25 protein-coding genes and 1 riboswitch are annotated in these 25,160 nt (G+C 68.6%); of the genes, 9 read left to right on the top strand and 16 right to left on the bottom strand.

Translation table 11 applies throughout. The features are described 5' to 3' along the window. The first annotated feature begins 6 nt into the window (after positions 1–6). Positions 7–960 carry an ion transporter gene (locus AC07RV_RS15385; protein WP_296775612.1) on the top strand — a complete coding sequence of 318 codons (954 nt, stop codon included), beginning with the start codon at positions 7–9 and terminating at the stop codon, positions 958–960. Here the strand turns inward: AC07RV_RS15385 and AC07RV_RS15380 are convergent. The 4 genes from AC07RV_RS15380 to AC07RV_RS15365 form a co-directional block, all read right to left on the bottom strand. Beyond that, entirely contained in the window at positions 905–1,492 is a 588-nt protein-coding gene (locus tag AC07RV_RS15380) for an IMPACT family protein (protein ID WP_296775609.1), read from the bottom strand. The genes AC07RV_RS15385 and AC07RV_RS15380 overlap by 56 nt on opposite strands. A gap of 16 nt (positions 1,493–1,508) precedes the next feature. Beyond that, entirely contained in the window at positions 1,509–2,096 is a 588-nt protein-coding gene (gene metW / locus AC07RV_RS15375; protein WP_057597361.1) for a methionine biosynthesis protein MetW, read from the bottom strand. After that, the gene (metX, locus tag AC07RV_RS15370; RefSeq protein ID WP_296775606.1) at positions 2,093–3,253 is read right to left on the bottom strand and encodes a homoserine O-succinyltransferase MetX; all 1,161 of its coding nucleotides are present in this window, start codon (positions 3,251–3,253) and stop codon (positions 2,093–2,095) included. The genes metW and metX overlap by 4 nt, the downstream gene beginning before the upstream one ends. A gap of 156 nt (positions 3,254–3,409) precedes the next feature. Beyond that, positions 3,410–3,973, bottom strand: a complete 564-nt coding sequence (locus AC07RV_RS15365; RefSeq protein ID WP_057597363.1) for a TMEM165/GDT1 family protein — start codon at positions 3,971–3,973, stop codon at positions 3,410–3,412. 90 nt (positions 3,974–4,063) lie between these two features. Further along, positions 4,064–4,171: riboswitch (yybP-ykoY riboswitch) on the bottom strand. A 266-nt stretch (positions 4,172–4,437) separates the two neighbouring features. On the opposite strand from AC07RV_RS15365, the gene rbp reads away from it, so the two are divergent. Continuing rightward, entirely contained in the window at positions 4,438–4,971 is a 534-nt protein-coding gene (gene rbp / locus AC07RV_RS15360) for an RNA-binding regulator (protein ID WP_093343577.1), read from the top strand. Between the two features lie 71 nt (positions 4,972–5,042). Here the strand turns inward: rbp and AC07RV_RS15355 are convergent, their stop codons facing one another. Genes AC07RV_RS15355 through AC07RV_RS15340 form a run of 4 tightly spaced genes read right to left on the bottom strand, consistent with a single transcriptional unit; the run spans position 5,043 to position 8,035 of the window. Beyond that, complete coding sequence (locus tag AC07RV_RS15355) at positions 5,043–5,831, bottom strand: SDR family oxidoreductase (RefSeq protein ID WP_093343579.1); 789 nt, start codon at positions 5,829–5,831, stop codon at positions 5,043–5,045. Positions 5,832–5,841: 10 nt separating this feature from the next. Further along, on the bottom strand, positions 5,842–6,489 hold the full coding sequence (gene lptC / locus AC07RV_RS15350; protein ID WP_093343580.1) for an LPS export ABC transporter periplasmic protein LptC: 648 nt from the start codon (positions 6,487–6,489) through the stop codon (positions 5,842–5,844). After that, entirely contained in the window at positions 6,486–7,034 is a 549-nt protein-coding gene (locus AC07RV_RS15345; protein WP_093343582.1) for a KdsC family phosphatase, read from the bottom strand. Before AC07RV_RS15345 ends, lptC begins: the two co-directional genes overlap by 4 nt. Beyond that, positions 7,034–8,035 carry a KpsF/GutQ family sugar-phosphate isomerase gene (locus AC07RV_RS15340; protein ID WP_296775602.1) on the bottom strand — a complete coding sequence of 334 codons (1,002 nt, stop codon included), beginning with the start codon at positions 8,033–8,035 and terminating at the stop codon, positions 7,034–7,036. Before AC07RV_RS15340 ends, AC07RV_RS15345 begins: the two co-directional genes overlap by 1 nt. A 166-nt stretch (positions 8,036–8,201) precedes the next feature. On the opposite strand from AC07RV_RS15340, the gene AC07RV_RS15335 reads away from it, so the two are divergent. After that, entirely contained in the window at positions 8,202–10,187 is a 1,986-nt protein-coding gene (locus AC07RV_RS15335) for a monovalent cation:proton antiporter family protein (RefSeq protein WP_296775597.1), read from the top strand. Between the two features lie 12 nt (positions 10,188–10,199). On the opposite strand, the gene AC07RV_RS15330 is transcribed toward AC07RV_RS15335, so the two are convergent. The 7 genes from AC07RV_RS15330 to rpmH all read right to left on the bottom strand — a co-directional run bounded on the left by AC07RV_RS15330 (position 10,200) and on the right by rpmH (position 15,905). After that, entirely contained in the window at positions 10,200–11,153 is a 954-nt protein-coding gene (locus tag AC07RV_RS15330) for a zinc-ribbon domain-containing protein (RefSeq protein WP_296775595.1), read from the bottom strand. Between the two features lie 76 nt (positions 11,154–11,229). Next, complete coding sequence (locus AC07RV_RS15325; RefSeq protein ID WP_296775593.1) at positions 11,230–11,691, bottom strand: Crp/Fnr family transcriptional regulator; 462 nt, start codon at positions 11,689–11,691, stop codon at positions 11,230–11,232. 106 nt (positions 11,692–11,797) lie between these two features. Then, positions 11,798–13,216, bottom strand: coding sequence for a tRNA uridine-5-carboxymethylaminomethyl(34) synthesis GTPase MnmE (gene mnmE, locus AC07RV_RS15320; RefSeq protein ID WP_296775592.1), 1,419 nt, complete (start codon positions 13,214–13,216; stop codon positions 11,798–11,800). A gap of 76 nt (positions 13,217–13,292) precedes the next feature. Continuing rightward, positions 13,293–14,981, bottom strand: coding sequence for a membrane protein insertase YidC (yidC, locus tag AC07RV_RS15315; RefSeq protein ID WP_296775589.1), 1,689 nt, complete (start codon positions 14,979–14,981; stop codon positions 13,293–13,295). Then, positions 14,978–15,265, bottom strand: a complete 288-nt coding sequence (gene yidD, locus AC07RV_RS15310; RefSeq protein WP_093343592.1) for a membrane protein insertion efficiency factor YidD — start codon at positions 15,263–15,265, stop codon at positions 14,978–14,980. Before yidD ends, yidC begins: the two co-directional genes overlap by 4 nt. After that, complete coding sequence (locus AC07RV_RS15305) at positions 15,262–15,684, bottom strand: ribonuclease P protein component (protein WP_093343593.1); 423 nt, start codon at positions 15,682–15,684, stop codon at positions 15,262–15,264. The genes yidD and AC07RV_RS15305 overlap by 4 nt, the downstream gene beginning before the upstream one ends. An 86-nt stretch (positions 15,685–15,770) precedes the next feature. Beyond that, positions 15,771–15,905, bottom strand: a complete 135-nt coding sequence (rpmH, locus tag AC07RV_RS15300) for a 50S ribosomal protein L34 (RefSeq protein WP_007834827.1) — start codon at positions 15,903–15,905, stop codon at positions 15,771–15,773. A gap of 375 nt (positions 15,906–16,280) precedes the next feature. On the opposite strand from rpmH, the gene dnaA reads away from it, so the two are divergent. From dnaA to AC07RV_RS15270, 6 genes are all read left to right on the top strand, one after another. Continuing rightward, positions 16,281–17,660, top strand: coding sequence for a chromosomal replication initiator protein DnaA (dnaA, locus tag AC07RV_RS15295; protein WP_093343595.1), 1,380 nt, complete (start codon positions 16,281–16,283; stop codon positions 17,658–17,660). Positions 17,661–17,781: 121 nt separating this feature from the next. Beyond that, complete coding sequence (gene dnaN / locus AC07RV_RS15290) at positions 17,782–18,888, top strand: DNA polymerase III subunit beta (RefSeq protein ID WP_093343596.1); 1,107 nt, start codon at positions 17,782–17,784, stop codon at positions 18,886–18,888. A gap of 141 nt (positions 18,889–19,029) precedes the next feature. Further along, positions 19,030–21,651 carry a DNA topoisomerase (ATP-hydrolyzing) subunit B gene (gene gyrB / locus AC07RV_RS15285; protein WP_093343598.1) on the top strand — a complete coding sequence of 874 codons (2,622 nt, stop codon included), beginning with the start codon at positions 19,030–19,032 and terminating at the stop codon, positions 21,649–21,651. Positions 21,652–21,998: 347 nt separating this feature from the next. Next, positions 21,999–22,520, top strand: a complete 522-nt coding sequence (locus AC07RV_RS15280) for a hypothetical protein (RefSeq protein WP_093344147.1) — start codon at positions 21,999–22,001, stop codon at positions 22,518–22,520. Positions 22,521–22,647: 127 nt separating this feature from the next. Beyond that, the gene (locus AC07RV_RS15275) at positions 22,648–23,136 is read left to right on the top strand and encodes a hypothetical protein (RefSeq protein ID WP_093343599.1); all 489 of its coding nucleotides are present in this window, start codon (positions 22,648–22,650) and stop codon (positions 23,134–23,136) included. 119 nt (positions 23,137–23,255) lie between these two features. After that, positions 23,256–24,503: a metallophosphoesterase gene (locus AC07RV_RS15270; RefSeq protein WP_296788345.1), complete on the top strand. Its 1,248-nt coding sequence runs from the start codon at positions 23,256–23,258 to the stop codon at positions 24,501–24,503. A gap of 7 nt (positions 24,504–24,510) precedes the next feature. Here the strand turns inward: AC07RV_RS15270 and AC07RV_RS15265 are convergent, their stop codons facing one another. Beyond that, complete coding sequence (locus AC07RV_RS15265) at positions 24,511–25,032, bottom strand: polyhydroxyalkanoate granule-associated phasin (protein ID WP_203203486.1); 522 nt, start codon at positions 25,030–25,032, stop codon at positions 24,511–24,513. Between the last annotated feature and the right edge of the window lie 128 nt (positions 25,033–25,160).

The following is a 25,160-nucleotide window of genomic DNA, read 5'->3' as shown; positions in this document are numbered from 1 at the left end:
GCCACCATGACGACCTTCCTCTCGAGAGACACCATCGCTTCCCTCACGGCCGAGGCCGCGGCCGGCGACGCGCGCTTCGGCAAGCCCGAGCGCGGCTGGCGCCGCTCGCTGTTCTCGGTGATCTTCGAATCCGAATCGCGCGCGGGCCGGCTGTTCGACCTGGTGCTGATCGCGGTGATCGTGACCAGCGTGGCAGTGGTGATCCTCGACAGCGTCCAGCCGATCCACCAGCGCTGGGGCTCGACCTTCAGCGTGCTCGAATGGTTCTTCACGGCGCTCTTCACGCTCGAGTACCTGGGCCGCCTGGCCTGCGTGAAGCGGCCGCTGCGCTATGCGCTGAGCTTCTACGGCGTGATCGACCTGCTGGCGCTGCTGCCGACCTTCCTGGCCATCCTCACGCCCGAGCTCGCCTACCTGATCGACGTGCGCATCCTGCGGCTTTTGCGCGTGTTCCGCATCTTCAAGCTCTCGCGCTATTCGGCCGAGTACCGCGCGCTGGTCTCGGCGGTGGCGGCCAGCCGCCGCAAGATCACCGTGTTCGTCGGCTTCGTGATGCTGGTGGTGCTGGTGATGGGCACACTGATGTACGTGGTCGAGGGCCCGCAGCACGGCTTCACCAGCATCCCGGTGGCGGTGTACTGGGCGATCTCGACCATGGCCACCGTGGGCTTCGGCGACCTGGTGCCCAAGACCGACCTGGGCCGCGCGATCGCCTCGGTGATGATGCTGCTGGGCTGGGGCGTGCTCGCGGTGCCCACCGGCATCGTGACGGCCGAGATGGCGCGACGGCCCTTCGACGACGAGGGCGGCGCGGCGGCCTTGCCGCTGGCGTCGCGCGGCGTGCTCGCGATGACGGCGCTGGCGCCCGACGCGGCCGATGCGCCGGCCGTGCCGCGCAAGCGGCTCACGCCCGCGGCCAGGCGACGCGCCCTTGGGCAGCATCGTCGAGGCGCGCGATGAAGGCCTCGGCCGCGGTCTCGGGCAGCGCGAAGACGAAGGCCACCGTGCTGGCATGCGCCACCGATTCGAGCACCGCGCCGGCCGCGGCCAGCTCGCGCCGCACCAGGCCCTCGAGCGCATAGGGCACTTCGCAGCGCAGCGTGCGCAGGCGCACCAGCGGCACCAGCCGTGCGCCGGTCAGCGCCTGCGCGATGCTGTCGGTGTAGGCGCGCACCAGCCCGCCCGCGCCGAGCTTCACGCCGCCGAAGTAGCGCACCACGGTCGCGAGCGCGCCTTCGATCTGCTGGTGGCGCAACACCTCGAGCATCGGCCGGCCCGCGGTGCCGCCCGGCTCGCCATCGTCGTTGGCGGCCGACTGGCCGCCGGCCATCAGCGCCCAGCACACGTGGGCCGCGCCCGGGTGTTCGGCGCGCAGCGCGGCGACGACGGCCAGCGCCGCCTCGCGGTCGGGCACGGACTGCACGCAGCCGATGAAGCGGCTCTTCTTGATCAGCAGTTCGCTGTGGACCGGCTGGGCGAGCGTGAACGCCATGGGCGGCGGGGCGACTTCAGCCCCCGTGCTCGAACTTGAACACCGCGGTGCTCGCGCGCGCGTTGGGCAGCCAGCGCACGTCGCGACCGTCCTGCAGGCCGAAGGCATCGAGCACGCGCAGGTTGTTCTTGCGCGCGAGCACCTCGAAGTCCTTGAAGGTGCCCACGCGGATGTTGGGCGTGTCGTACCACTGGTAGGGCAGCCGCCGCGTGACCGGCATGCGGCCGCGCGCCACGCTGATGCGGTTGGGCCAGTGCGCGAAATTGGGGAAGGCCACGATGCCGAAGCGGCCCACGCGCGCGGTCTCGCGCAGCATCACCTCGGCATTGCGCAGGTGCTGCAGGGTGTCGATCTGCAGCACCACGTCGAAGGTGGCGTCGTCGAACATCGCCAGGCCTTCGTCGAGGTTGAGCTGGATCACGTCGACGCCGCGGCGGATGCACTGCAGCACGTTGCCGTCTGCGATCTCGACGCCGTAGCCGGTGCAGCCGCGTTCTCGCTGCAGCAGCGCGAGCAGGGCGCCGTCGCCGCAGCCGAGGTCGAGCACGCGCGAGCCCTCGGGCACGAGCGCGGCGATGTGACGCTGGATGTCGTTGTCGCTCACGATGCGATCTCCTGGGCCACGCGCTCGAAGTAGGAACGCACCACGCCCATGTAGCGCACGTCGTCGAGCAGGAAGGCGTCATGGCCGTGCGGGGCGTCGATCTCGGCGTAGCTCACGTTGCGGCGGTTGTCGAGCAGCGCCTTCACCAGCTCGCGGCTGCGCGCGGGCGAGAAGCGCCAGTCGGTCTTGAAGCTCACGAGCAGGAACTTGGCGCTGGCGCGCGCGAACGCGGCCGTGAGGTTGCCGCCGTGCTCGCGCGCGGGGTCGAAGTAGTCGAGCGCGCGCGTGATGAGCAGGTAGGTGTTGGCGTCGAAGTACTCGCTGAACTTGTCGCCCTGGTAGCGCAGGTAGCTCTCGATCTGGAACTCGATCTCCTGCGTGGAATAGCGGTAGGCCGCGTCGTCGCGGGCCGCCTCGCCCTCGACCGCGTTGCGCAGCAGGCGCCCGAACTTCGCGTTCATGACGTCGTCGCTGAGGTAGGTGATGTGGCCGATCATGCGGGCGATGCGCAGGCCGCGCTTGGGGATCACGCCGTGCTCGTAGAAGTGGCCGCCGTGGAAGTCGGGGTCGGTCACGATGGCGCGGCGCGCCACCTCGTTGAAGGCGATGTTCTCGGCCGTGAGGTTGGGCGCGCTGGCGACCACCACCGCGTGGCGCACGCGCTCGGGGTACTGCAGCGTCCACGACAGCGCCTGCATGCCGCCGAGGCTGCCGCCCATCACCGCCGCGAGCGTGCGGATGCCGAGCGCGTCGAGCAGCGCGGCCTGGGCGTCGACCCAGTCCTCGACCGTGACCACCGGGAAGTCGGCGCCGTAGACGCGGCCGGTCGCGGGGTTCACGTGCATCGGCCCGGTGGAGCCGAAGCAGGAGCCGAGGTTGTTGACGCCGATGACGAAGAAGCGGTCGGTGTCCAGCGGCTTGCCGGGCCCGACCATGTTGTCCCACCAGCCCGCGGAGCGGGCCTGGCCCTCGTAGACGCCCGCGACGTGGTGCGAGGCGTTGAGGGCGTGGCACACGAGCACCGCATTGCTGCGCTGCGCGTTGAGCGTGCCGTAGGTTTCGTAGGCGAGCGTGTAGCTGCCGATGGTCGCGCCGCTGCGCAGGGCCAGCGGGCCCGCGAACTGCATCGACTGGGGAGTGACGACCAACGAGGACATGAAATGAAAAACCCGGCCTCGCCAAAAACGAGCCGGGTCACGGCATCCGTCTTTAGCTGTATTTATCAAGCGCCCGCAAGCTGGAGCAAATCGGCGCGAGCGGCAGTATATCGCCGCGGGCCCGGGACGGCGGGCCCCGGGCTTTGGACGGCGGCGCTACCAGCCGATCAGCGCGACCACGCCCAGCACCAGGAAGATGACGGCCGAGATCGAGTGCACGAGCTTGATCGGCACCCGCTTGACGATGCGATCGCCGAGCCAGACCACCGGCGCGTTGGCCAGCATCATCCCGAAGGTGGTGCCGACCACGACCCAGAAATAGGCCTCGGTGAAGCGCGCCGCGAGCATCACGGTGGCGATCTGCGTCTTGTCGCCCATCTCGGCGAGGAAGAAGGCGACCACCGTGGTGCCGAAGACGCCGAAGTGCGAGGAGCGCGGGGCATCGTCGTCGTCGAGCTTGTCGGGGATCAGCATCCAGATCGCCATCGCGATGAAGGAGCCGCCGAGGATCCAGCGCAGGATGTCGGGGCCGAGCCAGTGGGTGATCCAGTTGCCGACCGCGCCCGCGAGCGCGTGGTTGATGACGGTGGCGGCGAAGATGCCCGCCACGATCGGCCAGGGTTTTCTGAAACGGGCTGCCAGCAGAAGGGCGAGCAACTGGGTCTTGTCGCCCATTTCGGCGAGCGCGACGACGCCGGTCGCGACGAGAAAAGCTTCCATGAAAAAACGGTTCCTTGGCCGAAGGGACGCAATTGACCGTGCAACACCTTCGGCCAAATTTCCCGAAGTTGCACGGTCAATGGTCTCGCCAGGTGTTGTTCTTCACTGCCCGCGCCATGTCCTGTGTGGGGCAGGACAAGTCTGTTGACGCGGGCCCTTCTCGTAGACGGAAGGCGGCTACTCCCCAATGACGGGCGAATTCTAACCCTTAAGTGTCATAGGCCCAGTTCGGGGCCTGGTTAGTAAGCGTGCGCTAACTCCAAGAGCCCAAAACTGTGCTACCGCAAGAAGCAAATTCCTGCTTGCATTTCTTGTATTTCACCCATAATGCACGAGCCTCCCTTTTCATTTCGGGTTGGAGGCACTGGGTGATCGGACAGTTTCGCGCGACTCGGCGGCTCTCGTTTGAGTGATGCTAATCGGGACTCCATCGCTTTTCTTGATGTGTTTATAGGAGTCCCTTGATGGGCAACAAACTGTACGTCGGCAACCTGCCTTACTCGGTGCGCGACGGTGATCTGGAGCAGGCATTCGGTCAGTTCGGTGCTGTGACCAGCGCCAAGGTCATGATGGAACGCGATACCGGCCGCTCGAAGGGCTTCGGCTTCGTCGAGATGGGCAGTGAAGCGGAAGCACAGGCCGCCATCAACGGCATGAACGGCCAACCCCTGGGCGGCCGCAGCGTGGTCGTCAACGAAGCCCGCCCGATGGAAGCACGTCCCCCGCGCAGCGGTGGTGGCGGCGGCTACGGCGGCGGTGGTGGTGGTTATGGCGGCGGTGGTGGCGGTGGCTACGGCGGCGGCGGTGGTGGCGGCTACGGCGGTGGTGGTGGCGGCGGTCGCAGCGGCGGCGGTGGTGGCTACGGCGGCGGTGGCCGCAGTGGTGGCGGCGGCGGTGGTGGCGATGGCGGTTTCCGCAGCCCCTACGGCGCCGGCCCGCGTGGCGGCGGCGGCGGTGGTCGCGGCGGCTACGGTGGCGGCGGCAACAGCGGCTACTGATCGCTTTCCCAAAAAGACAAAAGGCTCCTTCGGGAGCCTTTTTCGTTGCCGCAGCCGGTACGGCCTCGGGTTCAGCCTTCGCCGCGCCGCTTCTTCCGCCCGCGTCCCTGCACGGCGCGGTCGAGCAGCGCATTGGGCAGCATGCGCATGATCTTGGCGATCACGCCCATCTGCCAGGGAATCACGCGGTAGCTGGCACCGCTCTCGATCGCGCCCAGCGCGCGGTCGGCGAAGGCCTCGGGCTTCATCAGGAACGGCATGCCGTAGCGGTTGCCCTGCGTGAGCGGGGTGTCGATGTAGCCTGGCAGCAGGGTCACGACCTTGACGCCGCTGCCGTGCAGCTCGCCGCGCAGGCTTTCGCAGTAGGCGACCACGCCGGCCTTGCTCGCGCAGTAGGCGCCGTGTCCCGGCAGTCCGCGGATGGCCGCGACGCTCGCGATGCCGACCAGCCGCCCGCTGCCGCGCTGCACCATCGCGCGCACGAAAGGATGGAAGGTGGCGGCCAGCCCGACGTTGTTGGTAGCGAAGGTCTGCGTCAGCACGTCGAGGTCCTCGCGCTCCGCCGTGTCGATGCCCACGCTGATGCCGGCATTGGCGATCACCACGTCGGGCACGCCCTGGCGTTCGATGCAGGCGGCGCCGGCGGCCACGATGCTGTCGGTGCGCGCGACGTCGGCGCTGTAGATCAGGTAGCGGCCGCGGTCGAGCCCGCGCGCGTTGGCCCAGGCTTCGATCTCGCCGGTGCGGCGCGCGACCAGCGCCAGCCGGTAGCCGGCGTCGTAGAAGCGCGCGGCCAGCGCCTGGCCGATGCCGCTGGAGGCGCCGGTGATGAAGACGAGGGGCGACGGCGCGGTGGTCATGGCGCGGCGCTCAGCGCTTGCCCGCGGCGCCGGCCGCCTTGGCCGAGGGCACCATCGTGCCGCGCACGCGGCCGTTGAGGTTGGCGATGCCGGTCAGGTTGTCGTAGTCCATCGTGTCGGCGGTGAACTGGTCGGTGCCGCGAATCAGCGTGACGGGCTTGTTCGACTGCACGCGCTCGGTGTCGAGGAAGGCATGCAGGAAGTCGCCGCGGAACTCCAGGCGCGGCGAGGTCTTGCCGTTGGCGCCGACGGCCGCGTCGCGGATGACGACCGCGTTGCCGAACAGCTGGATCTCGCTGCCGTCGGAGTTCGACAGCCCGCGGTTGGCGGTGGCGTGGGTGGTGAAGCCCTGCGGCGACACCGAGCGCATGCGCACCTCGTCGACCTCGATGGTGTCGGTGTCGGGGTAGTGCCGGCCTTCCTTGCCGAACAGCTCGCTGCGCAGGTCGCCGCTGGGCAGGAAGTTCTTGATGACGAAGCCGCGCATGAAGTAGTCGGGCTCGTGGGTGGGCGCGACCTTGGCGGTCGGCTCGAGCAGCTTGGGCGCATTGCGCACCAGCCAGTAGGTGCCGAGCGCGACCGCGGCCGTCAGGATGATCGGCAGGTAGATGGTGACGCGATCGAGGACGTCGCGCAGGAGGTTCCAGGCCTGCTTCATAGGGCGGTGTTCCGTGCGACGTCGAGCAGGCGCCGGTACTGTCCGCTGGCCGTGACCAGCAGATCGCAGAATTCGCGCGCCGCGCCTTCGCCGCCGCGCGCGCGGGTCACGTAGCGCACGGCATCGCGCACCTCGACGTGGGCATTGGCAGGCGCCGCCGCGAAGCCCACGCGTCCCAGCACCGGCAGGTCGGGCCAGTCGTCGCCGATGGCCGCGGCCTGCGGCCAGCCGAAGCCCAGCGACTGCAGCATGGCCTCGGCGGCCGGCAGCTTGTCCTCGGTGCCGTAGCGCACGTGCTCGATGCCGAGCGCCTCGAGCCGCACGCGCAGCGGCTTGGAATCGCGACCGGTGATCACCGCGGGCAGGATGCCGGCCTTGCGCAGCAGCTTCAGGCCGTAGCCGTCGAGGATGCTGAAGCGCTTGAGGGTCTCGCCGTGCTCGGTGAAGTAGACGCCGCCGTCGGTCAGCACGCCATCGATGTCGAAGAAGGCGATGCGGATGTCCTGCGCGGCGAGCAATGTCTCTGGCTGGAATTCGAAGGGCATCAGATGACCTTCGCGCGCATCAGGTCGTTGGTGTTCAGCGCACCGACGATCACCCCCGACGCATCGAGCACGAACAACCGGGTGATGCCGCATTCCTCCATCAATTCGGCGGCCTCGACGGCCAGCGCATCGACGCGGACGGTCCGAGGGTCGCGGTGCATGATTTCCTGCGCGGTGGGCAAGCGCAGATCGGCGCCCGCCTCGATCAGGCGTCGCAGATCGCCGTCGGTGAAGATGCCCAGCGCACGGCCGGCGGGATCGACGACCGCCGCGGCACCGAAGCCCTTGTTGCTCATGGCGCGCATCAGCTCGCTGATCGTTGCCGAAGGCGGCACGCGCGGAACGTCGTCGCCCGAGCGCATCACGTCGCTCACATGCGTGAGCAACTTGCGCCCCAGCGCCCCGCCCGGATGCGAGCGCGCGAAGTCCTCGGAACCGAAGCCGCGCGCATCGAGCAGCGCCACGGCCAGCGCGTCGCCCATCGCCATCTGGGCGGTGGTGCTCGCGGTGGGGGCGAGGTTCAACGGGCAGGCTTCCTTGGCAACGCCGGCGTCGAGCACGATGTCGGCGTGCCGGGCGAGCGTGGAATCGGCGCGGCCCGTGATCGCGATCAGCGGCACGCCCTGGCGCTTGACCACCGGCAGGATCACCGTGAGCTCCTCGACCTCGCCGCTGTTGGAGATGGCGAGCACGAGGTCGACCGCCTTGATCATGCCGAGGTCGCCGTGGCTGGCCTCGGCCGGGTGCACGAACATCGCCGGCGTGCCGGTCGATGCCAGGGTGGCGGCGATCTTGCGGCCGACGTGGCCGCTCTTGCCCATGCCCATCACGACCACGCGGCCGCGCACCTCGAGGATCTTGCGCACGGCATCGACGAAGCTGTCGCCCACGCGCGCCTTGAGGCCGAGCACGGCTTCGGCTTCGATGTCGAAGGTGGCGCGCGCCCGCGCGAGCATCGCGGCGGGATCGACCACGGGGGGCGAGGGGGGGCTGGAGGGCATCGGCGGATTTTACGGGCCGCGCCCCGCCGCCCCGCGGTTCCCGGCGAGCCCCTACGCCGCGACCCGGAATGGTCCCGAAAGCCGCGCCGCGCGGGGCCCGCGGCGCTTCGGCCCCCGGTAAGCCCCTCGCCACGCGCGCACGGCTCTTGCTCTAGCATCGCCCACCATGTCTTCGTTCGATCTCACGCTCTTGTATCTGGTGGCCGCGGTGATCGGCGTGGTGGCATGCCGCTTCCTCAAGCTGCCGCCGATGCTCGGCTACCTGACGGCCGGCGTGCTGATCGGCCCGCATGCGCTGGCACTGGCGCAGAACTCCGAAGGCATCCGGCACCTGGGCGAATTCGGCGTGGTGTTCCTGATGTTCGTGATCGGGCTCGAATTCAGCCTGCCCAAGCTGCGCGCGATGCGCAAGCACGTGTTCGGGCTCGGGCTGCTGCAGGTGCTGCTGACGATGGCGATCGCCACCGTGGGCGCGCTGCTGATCGCCTCCTTCCTGCCGCCCGACTGGCGCCTGGGCTGGCAGACCGCGCTCGCGCTGTCGGGCGCGCTCACCATGAGCAGCACCGCGATCGTGGTCAAGCTGATGGCCGAGCGGCTCGAGCTCGAGAGCGAGCACGGCAAGCGCGTGATGGGCGTGCTGCTGTTCCAGGACTTGGCGGTGGTGCCGCTGCTGGTGCTGATCCCCGCGCTGGGCGCGCCGCCCGAGGCGCTGGCCAAGGCGCTGGGCTTCGCGCTGCTCAAGGCCTGCCTGCTGATCGGCGTGCTGCTCTATGGCGGGCCGCGCGTGATGCGCTGGTGGCTCACGCTCGTGGCGCGGCGGCGCAGCGAGGAGCTGTTCATCCTCAACGTGCTGCTGGTCACGCTGGGCCTGGCCTGGCTCACCGAGCTCGCGGGCCTGAGCCTGGCGCTGGGCGCCTTCATCGCGGGCATGCTGGTCTCGGAGACCGAATACAAGCACCAGGTCGAGACCGACATCCGCCCGTTCCACGACGTGCTGCTGGGGCTGTTCTTCATCACCGTGGGCATGTCGCTCGACTGGCACATCGTGGTCGAGCGCTGGGTGCTGGTGGCGGTGCTGCTGCTGGTGCCGCTGCTGTTCAAGCTCGGCCTGGTGACGCTGCTCGCGCGCAGCCTGGGCGCGACCTCGGGCGTGTCGCTGCGCACCGGCCTCTACCTGGCGCAGGCCGGCGAGTTCGGCTTCGTGCTGCTGACGCTGGCGCAGGAGCGCAGCCTGCTGCCGCCGTGGCTGGCCAACCCGGTGCTGGCCTCGATGGTGCTGTCGATGCTGGCCACGCCCTTCATCGTGATGTACAGCAACGCGATCGTGCGCAAGCTGGTGGCCAGCGACTGGCTGCAGCAGTCGCTGCAGATGACGAGCATCGCGCGCAAGACGATCAACACGGCGCGCCACGTGATCATCTGCGGCTACGGCCGCTGCGGCCAGAACCTGGCGCGCATCCTCGAGCGCGAGGGCATCCCCTACATGGCGCTCGACCTCGATCCCGACCGCGTGCGCCAGGCCGCTGCGGCCGGCGACTCGGTGGTGTTCGGCGATGCGGCGCGGCTGCAGGCGCTGATGGCCGCGGGCCTGGCGCGCGCCAGCGCGGTGGTCGTGACCTACCTCGACGTGCCCGGCGCGATGAAGGTGCTGGCCAACACGCGCGCCCATGCGCCGCAGGTGCCGGTGATCGTGCGCACCCAGGACGACCACGACCTCGAGAAGCTGCAGGCCGCCGGTGCGACCGAGGTGGTGCCCGAGGCCATCGAGGGCTCGCTGATGCTCGCCAGCCATGCGCTGGCGCTGGTCGGCGTGCCGATGCGGCGCGTGATCCGCGTGGTGCAGGACCAGCGCGACGCGCGCTACAACCTGCTGCGCGGCTACTTCCACGGCGCCGACGACGACAACGCCGACGAGCTCGACCACGAACGCCTCAACACCTTCACGCTCACGCCGGGCGCGCGCGCCATCGGCCAGACGCTGGAGCGGCTGTCGCTGCAGGGCCTGGGGGTGCGGGTGGCGAGCCTGCGGCGCCAGGACGGCCAGCCGCGCGTGCCGGCCGAGGACACCGTGCTGTCGGACGGCGACACGCTGGTGCTGTCGGGCAAGCCGGCCGCGCTGGCGATGGCGATCGAGCGGCTGCAGAAGGGCTGAGCCTGCCCGGGTTCAGTTGACCAGCGTCGGGTTGCGCTTCTCTTCGTCGAGCTGCTGCTGGCGCCGCACCGCCTCGCACTGCGCGTGGCCGCGGAACTCGGCCTTGGCGCATTGCGCGGCCATGCACTGGGCCTTGGCGATGAAGTTGCGGTCGCCGCACTGCGATTGCGGATCGGCCGGCGCGGCCACCGGTGCTGGCGCGGGAGCCGCCGCGGGTGGTGGCGCTGCCGCGGGTGCTTCGGCAGCAGCCGGCGCTGCTGCGGGCGTCGCCGCCTTGCGCGCGGCCTTCGGCGGGGCGGCCGCGGTGGGCTTGGTTACGGGCGCGGGGGATTCCTCCACGGCCGGCGCGGCGAGTGCCACTGGGGCCGGGGGCGCTTCCGCCGCCGGAGCAGGAGCCGGCTCGACGGGCGCGGGCGGCGGTGCCGGCACCGGTTGCGGCGCGGGCGCCACGACAGCCGGCGTGGGCGCCGCAGGCGCGGCACCGCGGCTGCCGAAGCCATACCAGCCCGCCGCGATCATCGCCACGCCCAGCACCAGCAGGCCGACCCAGAGCCACATACCGCTGCGGCCAACCGCCGGCTGGGCTGCCTGGGCCTGCGCGCGCTCGCGGCGGCGGGCACGCCGGGCCTCGGCGGATTCGTCGGACGAGGCTTCCGGCTTCGGCGCGCGCTTCGGCTTGCCGCTGCCGACCAGCACGGTCCGGTCGGCATCGCCGTCCCGCGGCTGGCCCTTGCCGCCGCCGGGCGTGACGGCGGCCGCGTCGTAGAGCTCGCCGGGAATGGTCGGAGCGCGCAGCTGCGCGGGCGCGGTCGCGGCCCACTCGCGCTCGAAGCGCGTGCTCGGATTGGGCGTGGGCGCGGGCGGAACCGGCGGCGCGGAAGCCGGCGTCAGCCGCTCGCCGCAGCGCATGCAGAAGTTCGCGCCCTCGCGGTTCTCCGCGCTGCAGACGGGACAGATCAAGGCCATGGCGAAGTGAGGCAATCGAGGAAAGGCATGCTGGCTGGCAGGGGCCGCATGGGGCTCGTCGTCTGGTGGCGGCGCCTCAGGTCACCGCGACCCGCTTGGAGCGGTGCGCCATGCGCTTGGCGATGACCGCGCCGAGCGCCATCGTGAGCTCGAGCGCGAGGTTCGGCTGGCGGTTCGACATTTCCGAGAAGCGGGTGGTCGTGAGGCGCCAGACCCGTCCGGCACCGGTGACCACCACGTTGGCCGCGTGCGGCTGGCGCGAGAAGAACGAGCCTTCGCCGACCACCGAGCCCGCGGTGAGCACCGCCAGGCGCATCTGCTCCTTGCTGCTCACGCGGTGCACGCTGATCGCGCCGCTCTCGAGGAAGAAAACCGAACGGTCCTGCGCGCCCTGGGCGATCAGCACGTCGCCGACGCTGACGTCCTGCGGCTGCAGATACCCGGCCAGCGTGTCCCACTGCTGAACATTGAGGATCAGCGCAAAGGCATCGTTGCTGGTGTTGTCCGCGATCGCGCGGCTCAGGTTCTGGATGGACATGCTGCTCTCACTTGCCCCCGGGCAGTTCAGCCGGAGTATCCGCGAACGGCCCACATTTCGGCTACAAATGTTTACGCAATGACGGCGCCGGCCGCGCCGAGTGTCGCTATTTGCCGATACAGAAACGCGAAAAGATGACACCCAGCAGGTCGTCGGCGCCGAACTCGCCGGTGATCTCGTTGAGCGCGTTCTGCGCCAGCCGCAGTTCCTCGGCCAGCAGGTCGAGCGACTGGGCATGGGCCGCCAGGTGCTCGGCCGCCAGCGCCAGGTGCATCTCGACCTGGCCCAGCGCCTGCACATGGCGCGCGCGCGCCAGGTACACGCCCTCGGGCACGGCCTGCCAGCCGGCCATGGCCAAGAGCTGCTCGCGCAGCGCCTCGATGCCGGCGCCGGTCTTGGCCGACAGCGCGATGCCTTCGGCCGGCGCGGGCGCCGAGCCGGCCGCGCCGGCCGCGTCCAGCTTGTTCCAGACGTCGAGCACCGGCACGCCCGCAGGCAGCTTCTCGCGCAGGCCGCGCAGGATCTCGGCGTCGGCCGCGGCGTAGTCGGGCGCGGCGGCGCGCGTCAGGTCGTGCAGGAACAGCACCGCGTCGGCGCTCTCGATCTGGCCCCAGGCGCGCGCCACGCCGATCTGCTCGACCTCGTCGCTGCTCTCGCGCAGGCCGGCGGTGTCGGCCACGTGCAGCGGCACGCCGTGGATCTGGATGGTCTGCGACACCACGTCGCGCGTGGTGCCGGCCACGGCGCTCACGATCGCGAGCTCGGCACCGGCCAGCGCGTTGAGCAGCGAGCTCTTGCCGGCATTGGGCTGGCCCGCGATCACCACCTTGATGCCCTCGCGCAGCAGGGCGCCCTGGCGCGCGCGCTGCTGCACGGCCGCAAGTTGCGCCTGCAGCCGCGCCAGCTGGCCCGCGGCATCGGCCTTCTGCAGGAAGTCGATCTCCTCCTCGGGAAAGTCGAGCGTGGCCTCGACCAGCATGCGCAGGTGGATCAGCGCATCGCGCAGCGTGTGGATCTCGCGCGAGAAGGCGCCCGACAGCGAGCGCCCGGCGCTGCGCGCCGCGGCCTCGGTGCTGGCGTCGATCAGGTCGGCGATGGCCTCGGCCTGGGCCAGGTCGATCTTGCCGTTGAGGAAGGCACGCTGGCTGAACTCGCCGGGCTCGGCCACGCGCAGGCCCGGCAGCCGCGGGCGGCCGGTGACGGCATCGGGCTCGGCCGCGGCCTCGAGGCAGCGCGCCAGCAGCAGCTGCAGCACGACCGCGCCGCCATGGGCCTGGAGCTCGAGCACGTCCTCGCCCGTGAACGAATGGGGCGCGGGGAAATGGATCGCCAGCCCGTGGTCGACCGCCTCGCCCGCGGCATCGCGAAAGGGCAGGTAGGTGGCCTCGCGCGGCTTGAGCGGCCGCGCGCACAGCGCCTCGATCAGCGGCGCGAGCCGCGCGCCCGACACCCGCACGATGCCGACCGCGCCGCGGCCGGAAGCGGTGGCGATGGCGACGATGGGATCGGAGGCGCGGGCGAGCATGGGCGGATTCTTTCAGCAAAAACGACAAAGGGCCGCTCGCGCGGCCCCTCGGGGAAAACGGTGACGCTGCGCCGGCCTACTTGCCGAGCACGCCGAGCCGCTTGTTGATCACCCACTGCTGGGCGATCGACAGGATGTTGTTCGTGATCCAGTACAGCACCAGGCCGGCCGGGAAGAAAATGAACATCACGCTGAAGGCCAGCGGCATGATCCACATCAGCTTGGCCTGCATCGGATCGGGCGGCGTCGGGTTCAGCCAGGTCTGCAGCAGCGAGGTGGCCGTCATCACGATCGGCAGGATGTACCAGGGGTCGGGTGCCGACAGGTCGGTGATCCAGCCGATCCAGGGCGCGTGGCGCATCTCGACCGACGACAGCAGCACCCAGTACAGCGCGATGAACACCGGGATCTGGATCACGATCGGGAAGCAGCCGCCCATCGGATTGACCTTCTCGGTCTTGTAGATCCGCATCATCTCCTGCTGCATTTCCTGCGGCTTGTCCTTCAGCCGCTCGCGCATTTCCATGATCTTCGGGTTGATGGCCTTCATCTTGGCCATGCTCGCGTAGGCCTTGGCGTTGAGCCAGTAGAAGGCGGCCTTCAGCAGCACCACCAGCGCCACGATCGACCAGCCCCAGTTGCCGATCAGGCCGTGCAGCTGGTTGAGCAGCCAGTACAGCGGCTTCGAGATGATCGCGAAGATGCCGTAGTCCTTGACCAGGTCGAGTCCCGGCGCGATGGCTTCGAGCTTCTTCTCTTCCTCGGGGCCGGCGAACAGCGTGCTGTTGACCACCTGGGTCGCGCCCGGGGCGATCTTCGGCAGCGTGGCCACCATGGCGATGGTGTAGAGGTTGTCGCCCAGGTCCTTCACGCGGAATTCGCGCTTCAGGCCTTCGCTGGCCGGGTCGCCGCGCAGCAGCCAGGCCGACACGAAGTAATGCTGGACCATCGCGATCCAGCCGTCGTTGGCGGCCGGCGGGGGCTCGACCTTGCCCTTGGTGATGTCCTTGAAGTCGAGCTTGTGGAACTTCTTCTCGTTCGTGTAGGCGGCCGGACCGGTGAAGGTGTTGGTGCCGAACATGGTGCTGGCGGCCACGGTACCGTGGCGCAGCAGCTGCATGTAGAGCTGCGCGTCGCGCGGCTGGTCGCTCACGTTCACGACCTCATGGCGCACGCCGATGGCGTAGTCGCCGCGGTGGAACACATAGGTCTTGACGTACTTGAGGCCGCCGACGGGGGCGCTCTCGAAGCCGACCTCGAGGGTGTTCTGGCCGGCGGCCATTTCGCGCGGACCAGCCTTGGGCGCCATCGGCGTCAGGTGGTTCGGGAAGCGCTCGCCGGTGTCGACCTGGTTCAGCAGGCCGGTCTGCGCGAGGTAGCGCGTGGCGGGCGAGCCGTTCTCGAACAGCACCACGTGCTTGGTGCGATCGTTCTCGTCGTACTTGAGCAGCTCGAGGTAGTTGACCGTGCCGCCTTCGCTGTCGATGGTCGCCTTGAACAGGTCGGTGGTGACCGTGACCTGTTCCTTCGGCGCGGCGGCCGCGGCCTGCGTGGGCACGGCACCGGCGCTGGCGCCCGGTGCGGCACTGGCGCTCGGCACGCTGCTGCCGGCGGCGCCGGTGGTGGGCGCGGGCGCCGTGACGGCGGGCTTGGTCGAGGGCAGGAAGGTCGGCTTGTTGCCGTTGAAGACCTGCCATTGGTCCCACAGCAGCACCAGCGAGAACCCAAAAATCACCCACAGGATCGTGCGGCGGATATCGTTCATGACGAAGACTTCTTGTCGGAGGAGAGAAGAGACGAAAACAGCGAGCCTGACCGGTTCGTGCGACGCTGTGATTTCGGTGGGACCGGATCGTGCCCGCCCTGGCACCAGGGCTGGCAGCGCGCGATGCGGTGCAGCGTGAGGTAGCTGCCCTTGAGTGCGCCGTGCACCTCGAGCGCCTCGATCGAATAGACCGAACAGGTCGGCTCGAAACGGCACGACTGCCCGAGCCAGGGGCTCAGCAGCAGGCGATAGCCTTTGACGAGGCCGATCAGCAGGCGTTTCATGGAGAAGACCGTGCGGGTGGCGCGGCAGGCGCGCGCGCCGGTGCCGGGCGCGCGGCGCGCTCCAGCAACAGTTCGAGTTCGGCCCGCACGGCTCGCTTGAGCCGCTCGGACGAGGCACTCACGAATTCCTTGCGGTCGAAGGCGGCTTTCAGGCGAACCACGTGCGCCGCGCGCGGCAATCCCGCGTGGGGCAGGGCGCTCACGCTGTAGATCTGGCGCTTGATCGCATTGCGCGTGACCGCGCGGCGCGCCCAGCGCTTGGGCACCATGGCACCCAGCCAGACGTCGTCGGACGCAAAAAGCTGCGCGCTCGATTCGGAATCGAGCGCGCAGCGATGCAATGCGAAATGGGCAGTGCGGGCCACGGTGGCACCTGCGAGAACGGCCTGGAATTGCGCGCGGGTCTTGAGCCGCTGCATGGGAGCCGGACTGGACACGCCGCTGGCGCGAGCCGTCGAAGCTGGCCCCGGCGTTCCTGCTGCTGGCAACTGCCGTGGGTCGGGCGTCAGACGGCCAGGCGCTTGCGGCCCTTGGCGCGGCGTGCGTTGATGACGGCACGGCCGCCACGGGTCTTCATGCGGACCAGGAAGCCGTGGGTACGGGCGCGGCGGACTTTGGATGCTTGGTAGGTGCGTTTCATGATGAGATTTCCTGATTCCCCTGTTTCTTCGGCATTTCCGCGCGGTCACCGGGCCATGGGGAATCCATGGGCTCGACGGGCGAGGAATGCGCGAAAGGCGCTGGGTGCGGTTGGTTCCGGCTTCGTTGTTGGCTGGGCCGGTGATTTCGGTCGGACCCCGAAAGACGCAAAGAGGTTTTCAGGGAAACCCGAAATTATCGCAAACATTCGGCCGCACAACAATCTTCGAGCGACTTTGCGGGCCTTTCGCCGGCCGCCCGGGGTATGTGGATAAGGTTTTGACAAGTTAGAATGCGCGGCGCCTTCCAGCAGAGAATATCCACAATACAAACAAGCAAAAAATGGCAGAGGGAACCATCCAAAATCCGAGCACCCATGTCGACTGACGGCGTCGGCGAAAGCCTCTGGCAGGCCTGCGTCGATCAGCTCGCGCAGGAGCTGTCCGAGCAACAGTTCAACACCTGGATCAAGCCCCTCACCGCCGAGGTCGCCGACGACCTCTCGCGCATGACGGTGTTCGTCGCCAACCGCTTCAAGCTCGACTGGATCCGGGCCCAGTACGCCGGCAAGATCGCCGGCATGGCCGAGAAAATCTATGGCCAGCCCGTGGTTGTCGAGTTAGCGCTTGCTCCTCGGGAAATCCCCGTGCGTGCTGCACCCGTGGCGGTCATGACCGAAACCGACGTGCCGCGCGACGTGGCCGGCCCGGGCGAGGAACCGCCGGCCGCCGGCTTCAAGAACCGCCTCAATTCGGGCCTCACCTTCGACACCCTGGTCGAGGGCACGGCCAACCGCATGGCGCGCGCCGCGGCGATGCACGTGGCCGGCATGCCGGGCCATCTGTACAACCCGCTTTTCATCTACGGCGGCGTGGGGCTGGGCAAGACCCACCTGATGCACGCGGTGGGCAACCGGCTGCTGGCCGACCGGGTCGATTCCAAAGTTCTCTACATCCACGCCGAGCAGTTCGTCTCGGATGTGGTCAAGGCCTATCAGCGCAAGACCTTCGACGAGTTCAAGGAGCGTTACCACTCGCTCGATCTGCTGCTGATCGACGACGTGCAGTTCTTCGCCAACAAGGACCGCACGCAGGAAGAATTCTTCAACGCCTTCGAAGCCCTGCTGGCCAAGAAGTCGCACATCGTGATGACCAGCGACACCTATCCCAAGGGTCTCGCGGACATCCACGAGCGGCTGGTCTCACGCTTCGATTCGGGCCTCACGGTGGCGATCGAGCCGCCCGAGCTCGAGATGCGCGTGGCGATCCTGATCAACAAGGCCCGCGTCGAGGGCGCCGAGATGCCCGAGGAAGTCGCCTTCTTCGTGGCCAAGAACGTGCGCTCCAACGTGCGCGAGCTCGAGGGCGCGCTGCGCAAGATCCTGGCCTATTCGCGCTTCAACCAGAAGGAGATCTCGATCGCCCTGGCGCGCGAGGCGCTGCGCGACCTGCTGTCGATCCAGAACCGGCAGATCTCGGTGGAAAACATCCAGAAGACGGTGGCCGACTACTACAAGATCAAGGTCGCCGACATGTACAGCAAGAAGCGCCCGGCCTCGATCGCGCGGCCGCGGCAGATCGCGATGTACCTGGCCAAGGAGCTGACGCAGAAGAGCCTGCCCGAGATCGGGGAGCTGTTCGGCGGACGCGACCACACGACCGTGCTGCACGCGGTGCGCAAGATTTCGGGCGAGCGCCAGCAGCTCACCGAGCTCAACCAGCAGCTTCACGTGCTCGAGCAGACGCTCAAGGGTTGAAACTGAAAACCAAAGTCAACCAGGCCGGACGCCGCGACAGCGGAGAATGGCGGTCTGTGCGGGGCGGTGGGGCCCTGATCGACCAAGCTGATTCAAAGAGATAAGAGAAGAGGTAGAAGACATGATCGTCCTGAAGGCAACACAAGACAAAGTCCTCGCCGCGCTGCAGTCGGTGGCGGGCATCGTGGAACGGCGACATACCCTGCCGATCCTCGCCAACGTGCTGATCCGCAAGACCGGTGGCCAGATCCAGCTGACCACCAGCGACCTCGAGATCCAGATCCGCACCACCGCCGAGCTCGGCGGCGACGAAGGCAACTTCACCACCACCATCGGCGCGCGCAAGCTGATCGACATCCTGCGCACCATGCCGTCCGACCAGACCGTGAGCCTCGAGTCGAGCGCGAGCAAGCTGGTGCTCAAGGGCGGCAAGAGCCGCTTCACACTGCAGTCGCTGCCCGCGGAAGACTTCCCGCTGGTGCAGGAAGCCGCCAACTTCGGCCCGGTGTTCAGCGTGCCGCAGAAGACGCTGAAGGACCTGCTCTCGCAGGTCTCGTTCGCGATGGCCGTGCACGACATCCGCTACTACCTCAACGGCATCCTGTTCGTCGCCGAAGGCAAGCAGCTGAGCCTGGTTGCCACCGACGGCCACCGCCTGGCGTTCTCCTCGGCCACGCTCGACGTGGAAGTGCCGCGCCAGGAAGTGATCCTGCCGCGCAAGACCGTGCTCGAGATGCAGCGCCTGCTGTCCGACGCCGAAGGCGCGATCGAGATGCAGTTCGCCAACAACCAGGCCAAGTTCAGCTTCGGCGGCATGGAGTTCGTCACCAAGCTGGTCGAGGGCAAGTTCCCCGACTACAACCGCGTGATCCCGAAGAACCACAAGAACTCGGTCACGCTGGGCCGCGCGCCGCTCTTGGCCAGCCTGCAGCGCACCGCGATCCTGACCAGCGAGAAGTTCAAGGGCGTGCGCCTGAACATCGAGCCGGGCACCTTGCGCATCGCCTCGAACAACGCCGAACAGGAAGAAGCGCAGGACGAGCTCGACATCGACTACGGCGGCGACGCCATCGAGATCGGCTTCAACGTCACCTACCTGATCGACGCGCTGGCCAACATGGGCCAGGACATGGTGAAGCTGGACCTGGCCGATTCCAACAGCTCCGCGCTGTTGACCATCCCCGACAACGCGTCCTTCAAGTACGTCGTGATGCCGATGCGGATCTAGTCACCCCGCATCGTCGCAGCGCCCTGGCGCACACAACCCGCGGTTCGCCCCCGCGGGTTTGCGCTTTCAAGAGGCCTGAAAAACCGGGTGCCCGCGAGTCCGTGGACCCCGTGAATCCGTGAGAGATAGAGGAATATCCGAATGAGCGCAGAAGAGAACAAGCCGGAAGTGCCGCACACCGAACCGGTCTACACACCCGAGATCGACAACGCGGTGCCGATCGAAGTCACGCCCGACACCTCCTATGGCGAAGGCTCGATCACGATCCTCGAAGGCCTCGAGGCCGTTCGCAAGCGCCCCGGCATGTACATCGGCGACACCTCCGACGGCACCGGCCTGCACCACCTGGTGTTCGAAGTCGTCGACAACTCCATCGACGAAGCGCTCGCCGGCCACTGCGACGACATCGTCGTCACCATCCATTCCGACAACTCGATCTCGGTGACCGACAACGGCCGCGGCATCCCGACCGGCGTGAAGATGGACGACAAGCACGAGCCCAAGCGCTCGGCCGCCGAGATCGCGCTGACCGAGCTGCACGCGGGCGGCAAGTTCAACCAGAACAGCTACAAGGTCTCGGGCGGCCTGCACGGCGTGGGCGTGAGTTGCGTGAACGCGCTGAGCGTGATGCTGCGCCTGGTGGTACGGCGCGAAGGCAAGATCCACGAGCTCGAGTTCAGCCGCGGCTTCGTGCAGAACCGCCTGCTCGAAACCGTGAACGGCTTCGAGGTCTCGCCGATGAAGATCATCGGCGACACCGACAAGCGCGGCACCGAGGTCCATTTCCTGCCCGACACGGAAATCTTCAAGGAGAACAACGATTTCCACTACGAGATCCTCTCCAAGCGCCTGCGCGAGCTGAGCTTCCTGAACAACGGCGTGCGCATCCGCCTGAAGGACGAGCGCAGCGGCAAGGAAGACGACTTCTCGGGCGCCGGCGGCGTGCGCGGCTTCGTCGAGTTCATCAACAAGGGCAAGACCGTCCTGCACCCGAACTCGTTCTACGCCGAGGGCGAGAAGCCGGCCGACACCTACGGCGGCATCCCCGGCACGCACATCGGCGTCGAGGTCGCGATGCAGTGGAACAGCGGCTACAACGAGCAGGTGCTCTGCTTCACCAACAACATCCCGCAGCGCGACGGCGGCACCCACCTCACGGGCCTGCGCGCCGCGATGACCCGCGTCATCAACAAGTACATCGAAGAGAACGAGTTCGCAAAGAAGGCCAAGGTCGAGGTCACCGGTGACGACATGCGCGAAGGCCTGTGCTGCGTGCTGAGCGTGAAGGTGCCCGAGCCCAAGTTCTCGAGCCAGACCAAGGACAAGCTGGTGTCCAGCGAAGTGCGCGCGCCGGTGGAGGACATCGTCGGCCGCCTGCTGACCGACTACCTGCAGGAACGCCCGAACGACGCCAAGATCATCTGCGGCAAGATCGTCGAGGCTGCCCGTGCCCGCGAAGCCGCGCGCAAGGCGCGCGAGATGACGCGCCGCAAGGGCGTGCTCGACGGCATGGGCCTGCCGGGCAAGCTGGCCGACTGCCAGGAGAAGGACCCGGCGCTGTGCGAGGTCTACCTGGTGGAGGGCGACTCCGCCGGCGGTTCCGCCAAGCAGGGCCGCGACCGGAAGTTCCAGGCCATCCTGCCGCTGCGCGGCAAGATCCTGAACGTCGAGAAGGCGCGCTACGAGAAGCTGCTGACCAGCAACGAAATCCTCACGATGATCACCGCCCTGGGCACCGGCATCGGCCGTGCCGGCGCGACCACCGCGGGCGGCGGCGCCGACGACTTCAACGTCGCCAAGCTGCGCTACCACCGCATCATCATCATGACCGACGCCGACGTGGACGGCGCCCACATCCGCACGCTGCTGCTGACCTTCTTCTACCGCCAGATGCCCGAGCTGGTCGAGCGCGGCCACATCTACATCGCGCAGCCGCCGCTGTACAAGGTCAAGGTCGGCAAGGAAGAGCAGTACCTGAAGGACGGCAATGCGCTCGACGCCTTCCTGCTCAAGGTCGCGCTGAAGGACGCCAGCATCGAGACCGGCGGCGCCACCTCCCACACGCTCAGCGGCGACACGCTGGCAGAGCTGGCGCGCAAGCACCAGGTGGCCGAGGCCGTGATCCACCGGCTGCGCAACTTCATGGACGCCGAGGCCCTGCGCGCCATCGCCGACGGCGTGGCGCTCGACCTCGACACCACGCCCGCGGCCGAGGCCTCGGCCGTGGCACTGCAGGCCAAGCTGCGCGAGCTCAACACCACCGGCGTGCCGGCCGAGGTCAGCAACGAGTTCGACGCCCGCACCGACAAGCCGCTGCTGCGCATCAGCCGCCGCCACCACGGCAACATCAAGAGCAGCGTGATCACGCAGGACTTCGTGCACGGCGCCGACTACGCCGCGCTGTCCGGCGCCGCCGACACCTTCCGCAACCTGCTGAGCCCCGAGGGCGCCGTGGTGCGCCGCGGCGAGGGCGAGCGCGCCAAGGAAGAGAAGGTGTTCGATTTCCGCCAGGCCATGCTGTGGCTGATCGGCGAGGCCGAGCGCGCCACCGCGCGCCAGCGCTACAAGGGCCTGGGCGAGATGAACCCCGAGCAGCTGTGGGAGACCACCATGGACCCGACCGTGCGGCGCCTGCTGCGCGTGCAGATCGACGACGCGATCGAAGCCGACCGCGTGTTCACGATGCTGATGGGCGACGAGGTGGAGCCGCGCCGCGAGTTCATCGAGCAGAACGCGCTGCGGGCGGCGAACATCGACGTCTGAGTCGATTTCCGCCCTCACCGTCACGCCGCCGTGGTTCGCACCCGGCGGCGTTTTTCATGGGGCGCCCGATCGCCGCGCCCGGCCCCTTCGCACCATTCCCATGCCGCCTCGCGGCGGAGTGCGCGCACGCAACGCAGGCCGCTCGCGGCGGGACCCAAGGGTTTGTCTGAGGGTAGATCGCCACACAGGCTGTAAACGCTTGTCACAAGCCCGTCACCAGCTATTAAAACAATAGCGTTCAAAGCCTCGGCGAGGATCGTTCCTCGTAAACGCTATATCTAGCCCGAGTCTTGCTAAGCAAAATCCTCGACGAATTCCGCGTCACCCTGATCGAGGACATCGAAGCAATGAAATCCATGCGTTTCCGCCGGTCCCTGGCCGTCCTTGCAACGTGCGGCACGGCCGCCATCCTCGGCGCGACCCTTCCGGCCCACGCTGCCCCGAATCCGCCCATCCAGACCGCCCAGGGCGTCGAATACATGTGCGGCGGCACCAACAAGGACGAAGCTGCATTCATGCAGATGGTCGCGCCGCGCTGGGCCGCCACGATCGAACTGGGCATCAACGGCAGCCCCGCGCAGCGCGCGAGCTTCCCGGCCCGCGCCAAGGTCGAGGTGCGCGAGCGCTACACCGGCCGAGCGATCATGGAAGCGCTGTCGCAGGGCCCGTACATGCTCGCGCGGCTCGACCCGGGCGCCTACGACGTCAACGTCACGCTCGGCGGCCTCACGCTGACGCAGCCGCTGGTGGTGTTCGCGGGCATCCCGTCGAAGGCGACCTTCATGTGGCCGTCGAACTTCGACATGGCCTCGGTGCTGCCGCCGCAGCCCGAAACGCAGGCGATGGCGCAGACCAGCGCCGCGCGCTGAGGCGCCGAGCCGCCTCCACGGCCGGCGGCCACCCGCCGCGCCGTTTCGTTAAGTCCTGTCTAAGCCGTGCGCCGCACAGTGGCGCCGTGGTTTTCCGCCACGAGAGCATGGAAAGAAAGGACTGATCATGACCCCCCGGATTTCACCGCGCGCGCGGCCGCTGGCCGCCGCCCTGCTGTGCGGCGCCCTCGCGTTCGGCGCGCTCGCCACCTCCGCGCAAGCCGCGTTCAACCCGCCGATCCGCATGTCGCACGGCATCGAATACATGAGCGGCGGCATCGGCAGCGACGAGGCGAAGCTGATGGAAACGGTCCTGCCGCGCTGGCCGGCGAGCTTCGAATTCGCGATCAAGGACCACCAGGGCGCGGACTTCGCGGCCGACGTGCACGTGACGGTGCGCGATGGCCGCGGCGTGGCGCTGCTCGACAACGTGGTGGCGGGCGGACCGTTCATGGTGGCGCGCCTCGAGCCCGGCAGCTACCAGGTCGAGGCCACGCTGCGCGGCCAGACGCTCAAGCAGCCGCTGCAGGTGGTGTTCGGCACGCCCACCAAGGCCACCTTCCTCTGGCCGGCGGGCACCGACATGGCCGCCGCCGGCACGCGCGCGGTGCAGTAAGCGCACGAAGGCACGGCGGCACGGATGCCGGGTGCAGGCGCTCACGTCGCCGTCCGCACCCCGGCACCCGTCATCCCGGCATGCTGCGCTACTGAAAAAATAGCGTGGCGGCGACTTGAATGCACGGCATGCGCCTTGCAGATGACGTGTCCCGGGCAGTGCCCGAACCCATTGCCCCGATGCCGATCCGTCCCCTGAGCGTGTTGACCGCGCTCCTGCATGCCTACATCGCCCTGCGTCTGCTGCCCGCGGCCGCGGGGCTCACGCCGGCCTGGCCGATCGGCCTGCTGGCGCTGGTGGTGTCGGCGCTGACCATTCCGCTGCCCTTCCTGTCGCGGCATGCGCCGCGCAAGAAGCCGCTGCACTCCGTATTGCAATGGACCGGCCTGCTGAGCATGGGCTGGTTCTCGTCGCTGTTCGTGCTGACGCTGGTGCGCGACGCCGGCCTGCTGCTGACCTGGGTCGCGCAGCGCGTGGCCGGCCTCGCGGTGCCGTGGGACACGCTGCGGCCCTGGAGCGCGCTGGCCGTGTTCGCGCTGGCCACCCTGGTCTCGCTGATCGGCTTCGTCAATGCGCGCCGCACCGCGGACGTGAAGCACGTCGATGTGCCGATCCGCGGCCTGCCGGCCGCGCTCAAGGGCTTCACGATCGTGCAGCTCAGCGACATCCACGTCGGCCCGACCATCCGCAACAGCTACATCCAGCGCATCGTCGACGCGGTGAACCGGCTCGGCGCCGACGCGATCGCGATCACCGGCGACCTGGTCGACGGCACCGTGCCCGAGCTGCGCGAGCACATCGCGCCATTGGCCGGGCTGCGCGCGCGCCACGGCACCTTCGTGGTGACCGGCAATCACGAGTACTACGCGGGCGCCCATGCCTGGATCGACGAACTGCGCCGCCTCGGCCTGCAGGTGCTGCTCAACGAGCACGTGGTGCTGCAGACGCGCAACGTGCGCGGCGCGCAGAACGACGAGGAAACCTTCGAGAGCCAGCTGGTGCTGGCCGGCGTGACCGACTACACGGCCGGCCACTTCGATGCCTCGCACGAGAGCGATCCGCAGCGCGCGCTCGACGACGCACCGCCGCTGGTGCACACGCGCGTGCTGCTCGCGCACCAGCCGCGCAGCGCACCGAAGGCGGCCGCGGCCGGCTTCCAGCTGCAGCTCTCGGGCCACACGCACGGCGGCCAGTTCTTCCCGTGGAACCTGTTCGTGCCGATGCAGCAGCCCTTCACCGCGGGCCTGCACCGGCTGCAGGACATGTGGATCTACGTGAGCCGCGGCACCGGCTACTGGGGCCCCCCCAAGCGCTTCGGCGCCCCGTCCGAGATCACGCTGCTGACGCTGATGCCGGCGCGCGGCTGAGCGAGGCTCAGCTTGCGGCCTGCTGCGCGCCGAGCCGCCGTGCGTTGGCGGTGGCCACCGCGTGGATCGGCTTCAATCCCTCGCTCGCGATGCGCGCCGTGCTGTTCGGCCAGCGCTGGGCCGCGTTCGCGGCGCGCGAAGCCGCGCGGATCAGCGCATCGCCATGCTCGGCCGCCTGTGCCGGCGTGACGCTGCCGGCGAGCGAGAGAAAGGCCGCGGCGCCATGCAGGCACTGCTGGCAGATGCGGCTCGCGAGGCCGATCTGGCTGCTGTGCCATTGCCGCGCCATCGCGAAACCCGAGGCATGCGCGGCCTCGAGCTTCTCGTCGCCCATGCGCCGGAATTCGACCAGGTCGTCGGCACTCGGCGCGAGCCCCGCCTGCGCGATGCGCTCGGTGCGCAGGCGGATCACGGTGCCCGACGACAGCAGCATCTCCTGCGTCTTGAGCGCGAGCTCGGTCCATTCGCGCAGCGGCCACAGCGGCCATGACGAAACGCTGAAGGAAGGAAGGGAAGAAGTGGACGACATCGTGGGGAGCGGCGTAATGCCTGCGAGGGAGATCGGCCCACTATAGGCCTGCCGCATGGCGAATGCTGCAGTGCAACAAGAACCTGAGCGCATTCCGTGGCGTTTTGCAGCTTTGGTGATGAAGTCCT

This window comes from Variovorax sp. GW821-FHT09B01, from assembly GCF_059418345.1.
The sequence above is the reverse complement of the archived record's forward strand: the minus strand, read 5'-3'. Positions and strand labels throughout refer to the sequence as shown.

What these genes read in the sequence shown, in the direction of transcription:
- AC07RV_RS15385 (WP_296775612.1), top strand. Translation starts at nt 7, where the DNA reads ATGACGACCTTCCTCTCGAGAGACACCATCGCTTCCCTCACGGCCGAG.
- AC07RV_RS15380 (WP_296775609.1), bottom strand. Translation starts at nt 1,492, where the DNA reads ATGGCGTTCACGCTCGCCCAGCCGGTCCACAGCGAACTGCTGATCAAG.
- metX (WP_296775606.1), bottom strand. Translation starts at nt 3,253, where the DNA reads ATGTCCTCGTTGGTCGTCACTCCCCAGTCGATGCAGTTCGCGGGCCCG.
- AC07RV_RS15365 (WP_057597363.1), bottom strand. Translation starts at nt 3,973, where the DNA reads ATGGAAGCTTTTCTCGTCGCGACCGGCGTCGTCGCGCTCGCCGAAATG.
- rbp (WP_093343577.1), top strand. Translation starts at nt 4,438, where the DNA reads ATGGGCAACAAACTGTACGTCGGCAACCTGCCTTACTCGGTGCGCGAC.
- AC07RV_RS15355 (WP_093343579.1), bottom strand. Translation starts at nt 5,831, where the DNA reads ATGACCACCGCGCCGTCGCCCCTCGTCTTCATCACCGGCGCCTCCAGC.
- lptC (WP_093343580.1), bottom strand. Translation starts at nt 6,489, where the DNA reads ATGAAGCAGGCCTGGAACCTCCTGCGCGACGTCCTCGATCGCGTCACC.
- AC07RV_RS15345 (WP_093343582.1), bottom strand. Translation starts at nt 7,034, where the DNA reads ATGCCCTTCGAATTCCAGCCAGAGACATTGCTCGCCGCGCAGGACATC.
- AC07RV_RS15340 (WP_296775602.1), bottom strand. Translation starts at nt 8,035, where the DNA reads ATGCCCTCCAGCCCCCCCTCGCCCCCCGTGGTCGATCCCGCCGCGATG.
- AC07RV_RS15335 (WP_296775597.1), top strand. Translation starts at nt 8,202, where the DNA reads ATGTCTTCGTTCGATCTCACGCTCTTGTATCTGGTGGCCGCGGTGATC.
- AC07RV_RS15330 (WP_296775595.1), bottom strand. Translation starts at nt 11,153, where the DNA reads ATGGCCTTGATCTGTCCCGTCTGCAGCGCGGAGAACCGCGAGGGCGCG.
- AC07RV_RS15325 (WP_296775593.1), bottom strand. Translation starts at nt 11,691, where the DNA reads ATGTCCATCCAGAACCTGAGCCGCGCGATCGCGGACAACACCAGCAAC.
- mnmE (WP_296775592.1), bottom strand. Translation starts at nt 13,216, where the DNA reads ATGCTCGCCCGCGCCTCCGATCCCATCGTCGCCATCGCCACCGCTTCC.
- yidC (WP_296775589.1), bottom strand. Translation starts at nt 14,981, where the DNA reads ATGAACGATATCCGCCGCACGATCCTGTGGGTGATTTTTGGGTTCTCG.
- yidD (WP_093343592.1), bottom strand. Translation starts at nt 15,265, where the DNA reads ATGAAACGCCTGCTGATCGGCCTCGTCAAAGGCTATCGCCTGCTGCTG.
- AC07RV_RS15305 (WP_093343593.1), bottom strand. Translation starts at nt 15,684, where the DNA reads ATGCAGCGGCTCAAGACCCGCGCGCAATTCCAGGCCGTTCTCGCAGGT.
- rpmH (WP_007834827.1), bottom strand. Translation starts at nt 15,905, where the DNA reads ATGAAACGCACCTACCAAGCATCCAAAGTCCGCCGCGCCCGTACCCAC.
- dnaA (WP_093343595.1), top strand. Translation starts at nt 16,281, where the DNA reads ATGTCGACTGACGGCGTCGGCGAAAGCCTCTGGCAGGCCTGCGTCGAT.
- dnaN (WP_093343596.1), top strand. Translation starts at nt 17,782, where the DNA reads ATGATCGTCCTGAAGGCAACACAAGACAAAGTCCTCGCCGCGCTGCAG.
- gyrB (WP_093343598.1), top strand. Translation starts at nt 19,030, where the DNA reads ATGAGCGCAGAAGAGAACAAGCCGGAAGTGCCGCACACCGAACCGGTC.
- AC07RV_RS15280 (WP_093344147.1), top strand. Translation starts at nt 21,999, where the DNA reads ATGAAATCCATGCGTTTCCGCCGGTCCCTGGCCGTCCTTGCAACGTGC.
- AC07RV_RS15275 (WP_093343599.1), top strand. Translation starts at nt 22,648, where the DNA reads ATGACCCCCCGGATTTCACCGCGCGCGCGGCCGCTGGCCGCCGCCCTG.
- AC07RV_RS15270 (WP_296788345.1), top strand. Translation starts at nt 23,256, where the DNA reads ATGCACGGCATGCGCCTTGCAGATGACGTGTCCCGGGCAGTGCCCGAA.
- AC07RV_RS15265 (WP_203203486.1), bottom strand. Translation starts at nt 25,032, where the DNA reads ATGTCGTCCACTTCTTCCCTTCCTTCCTTCAGCGTTTCGTCATGGCCG.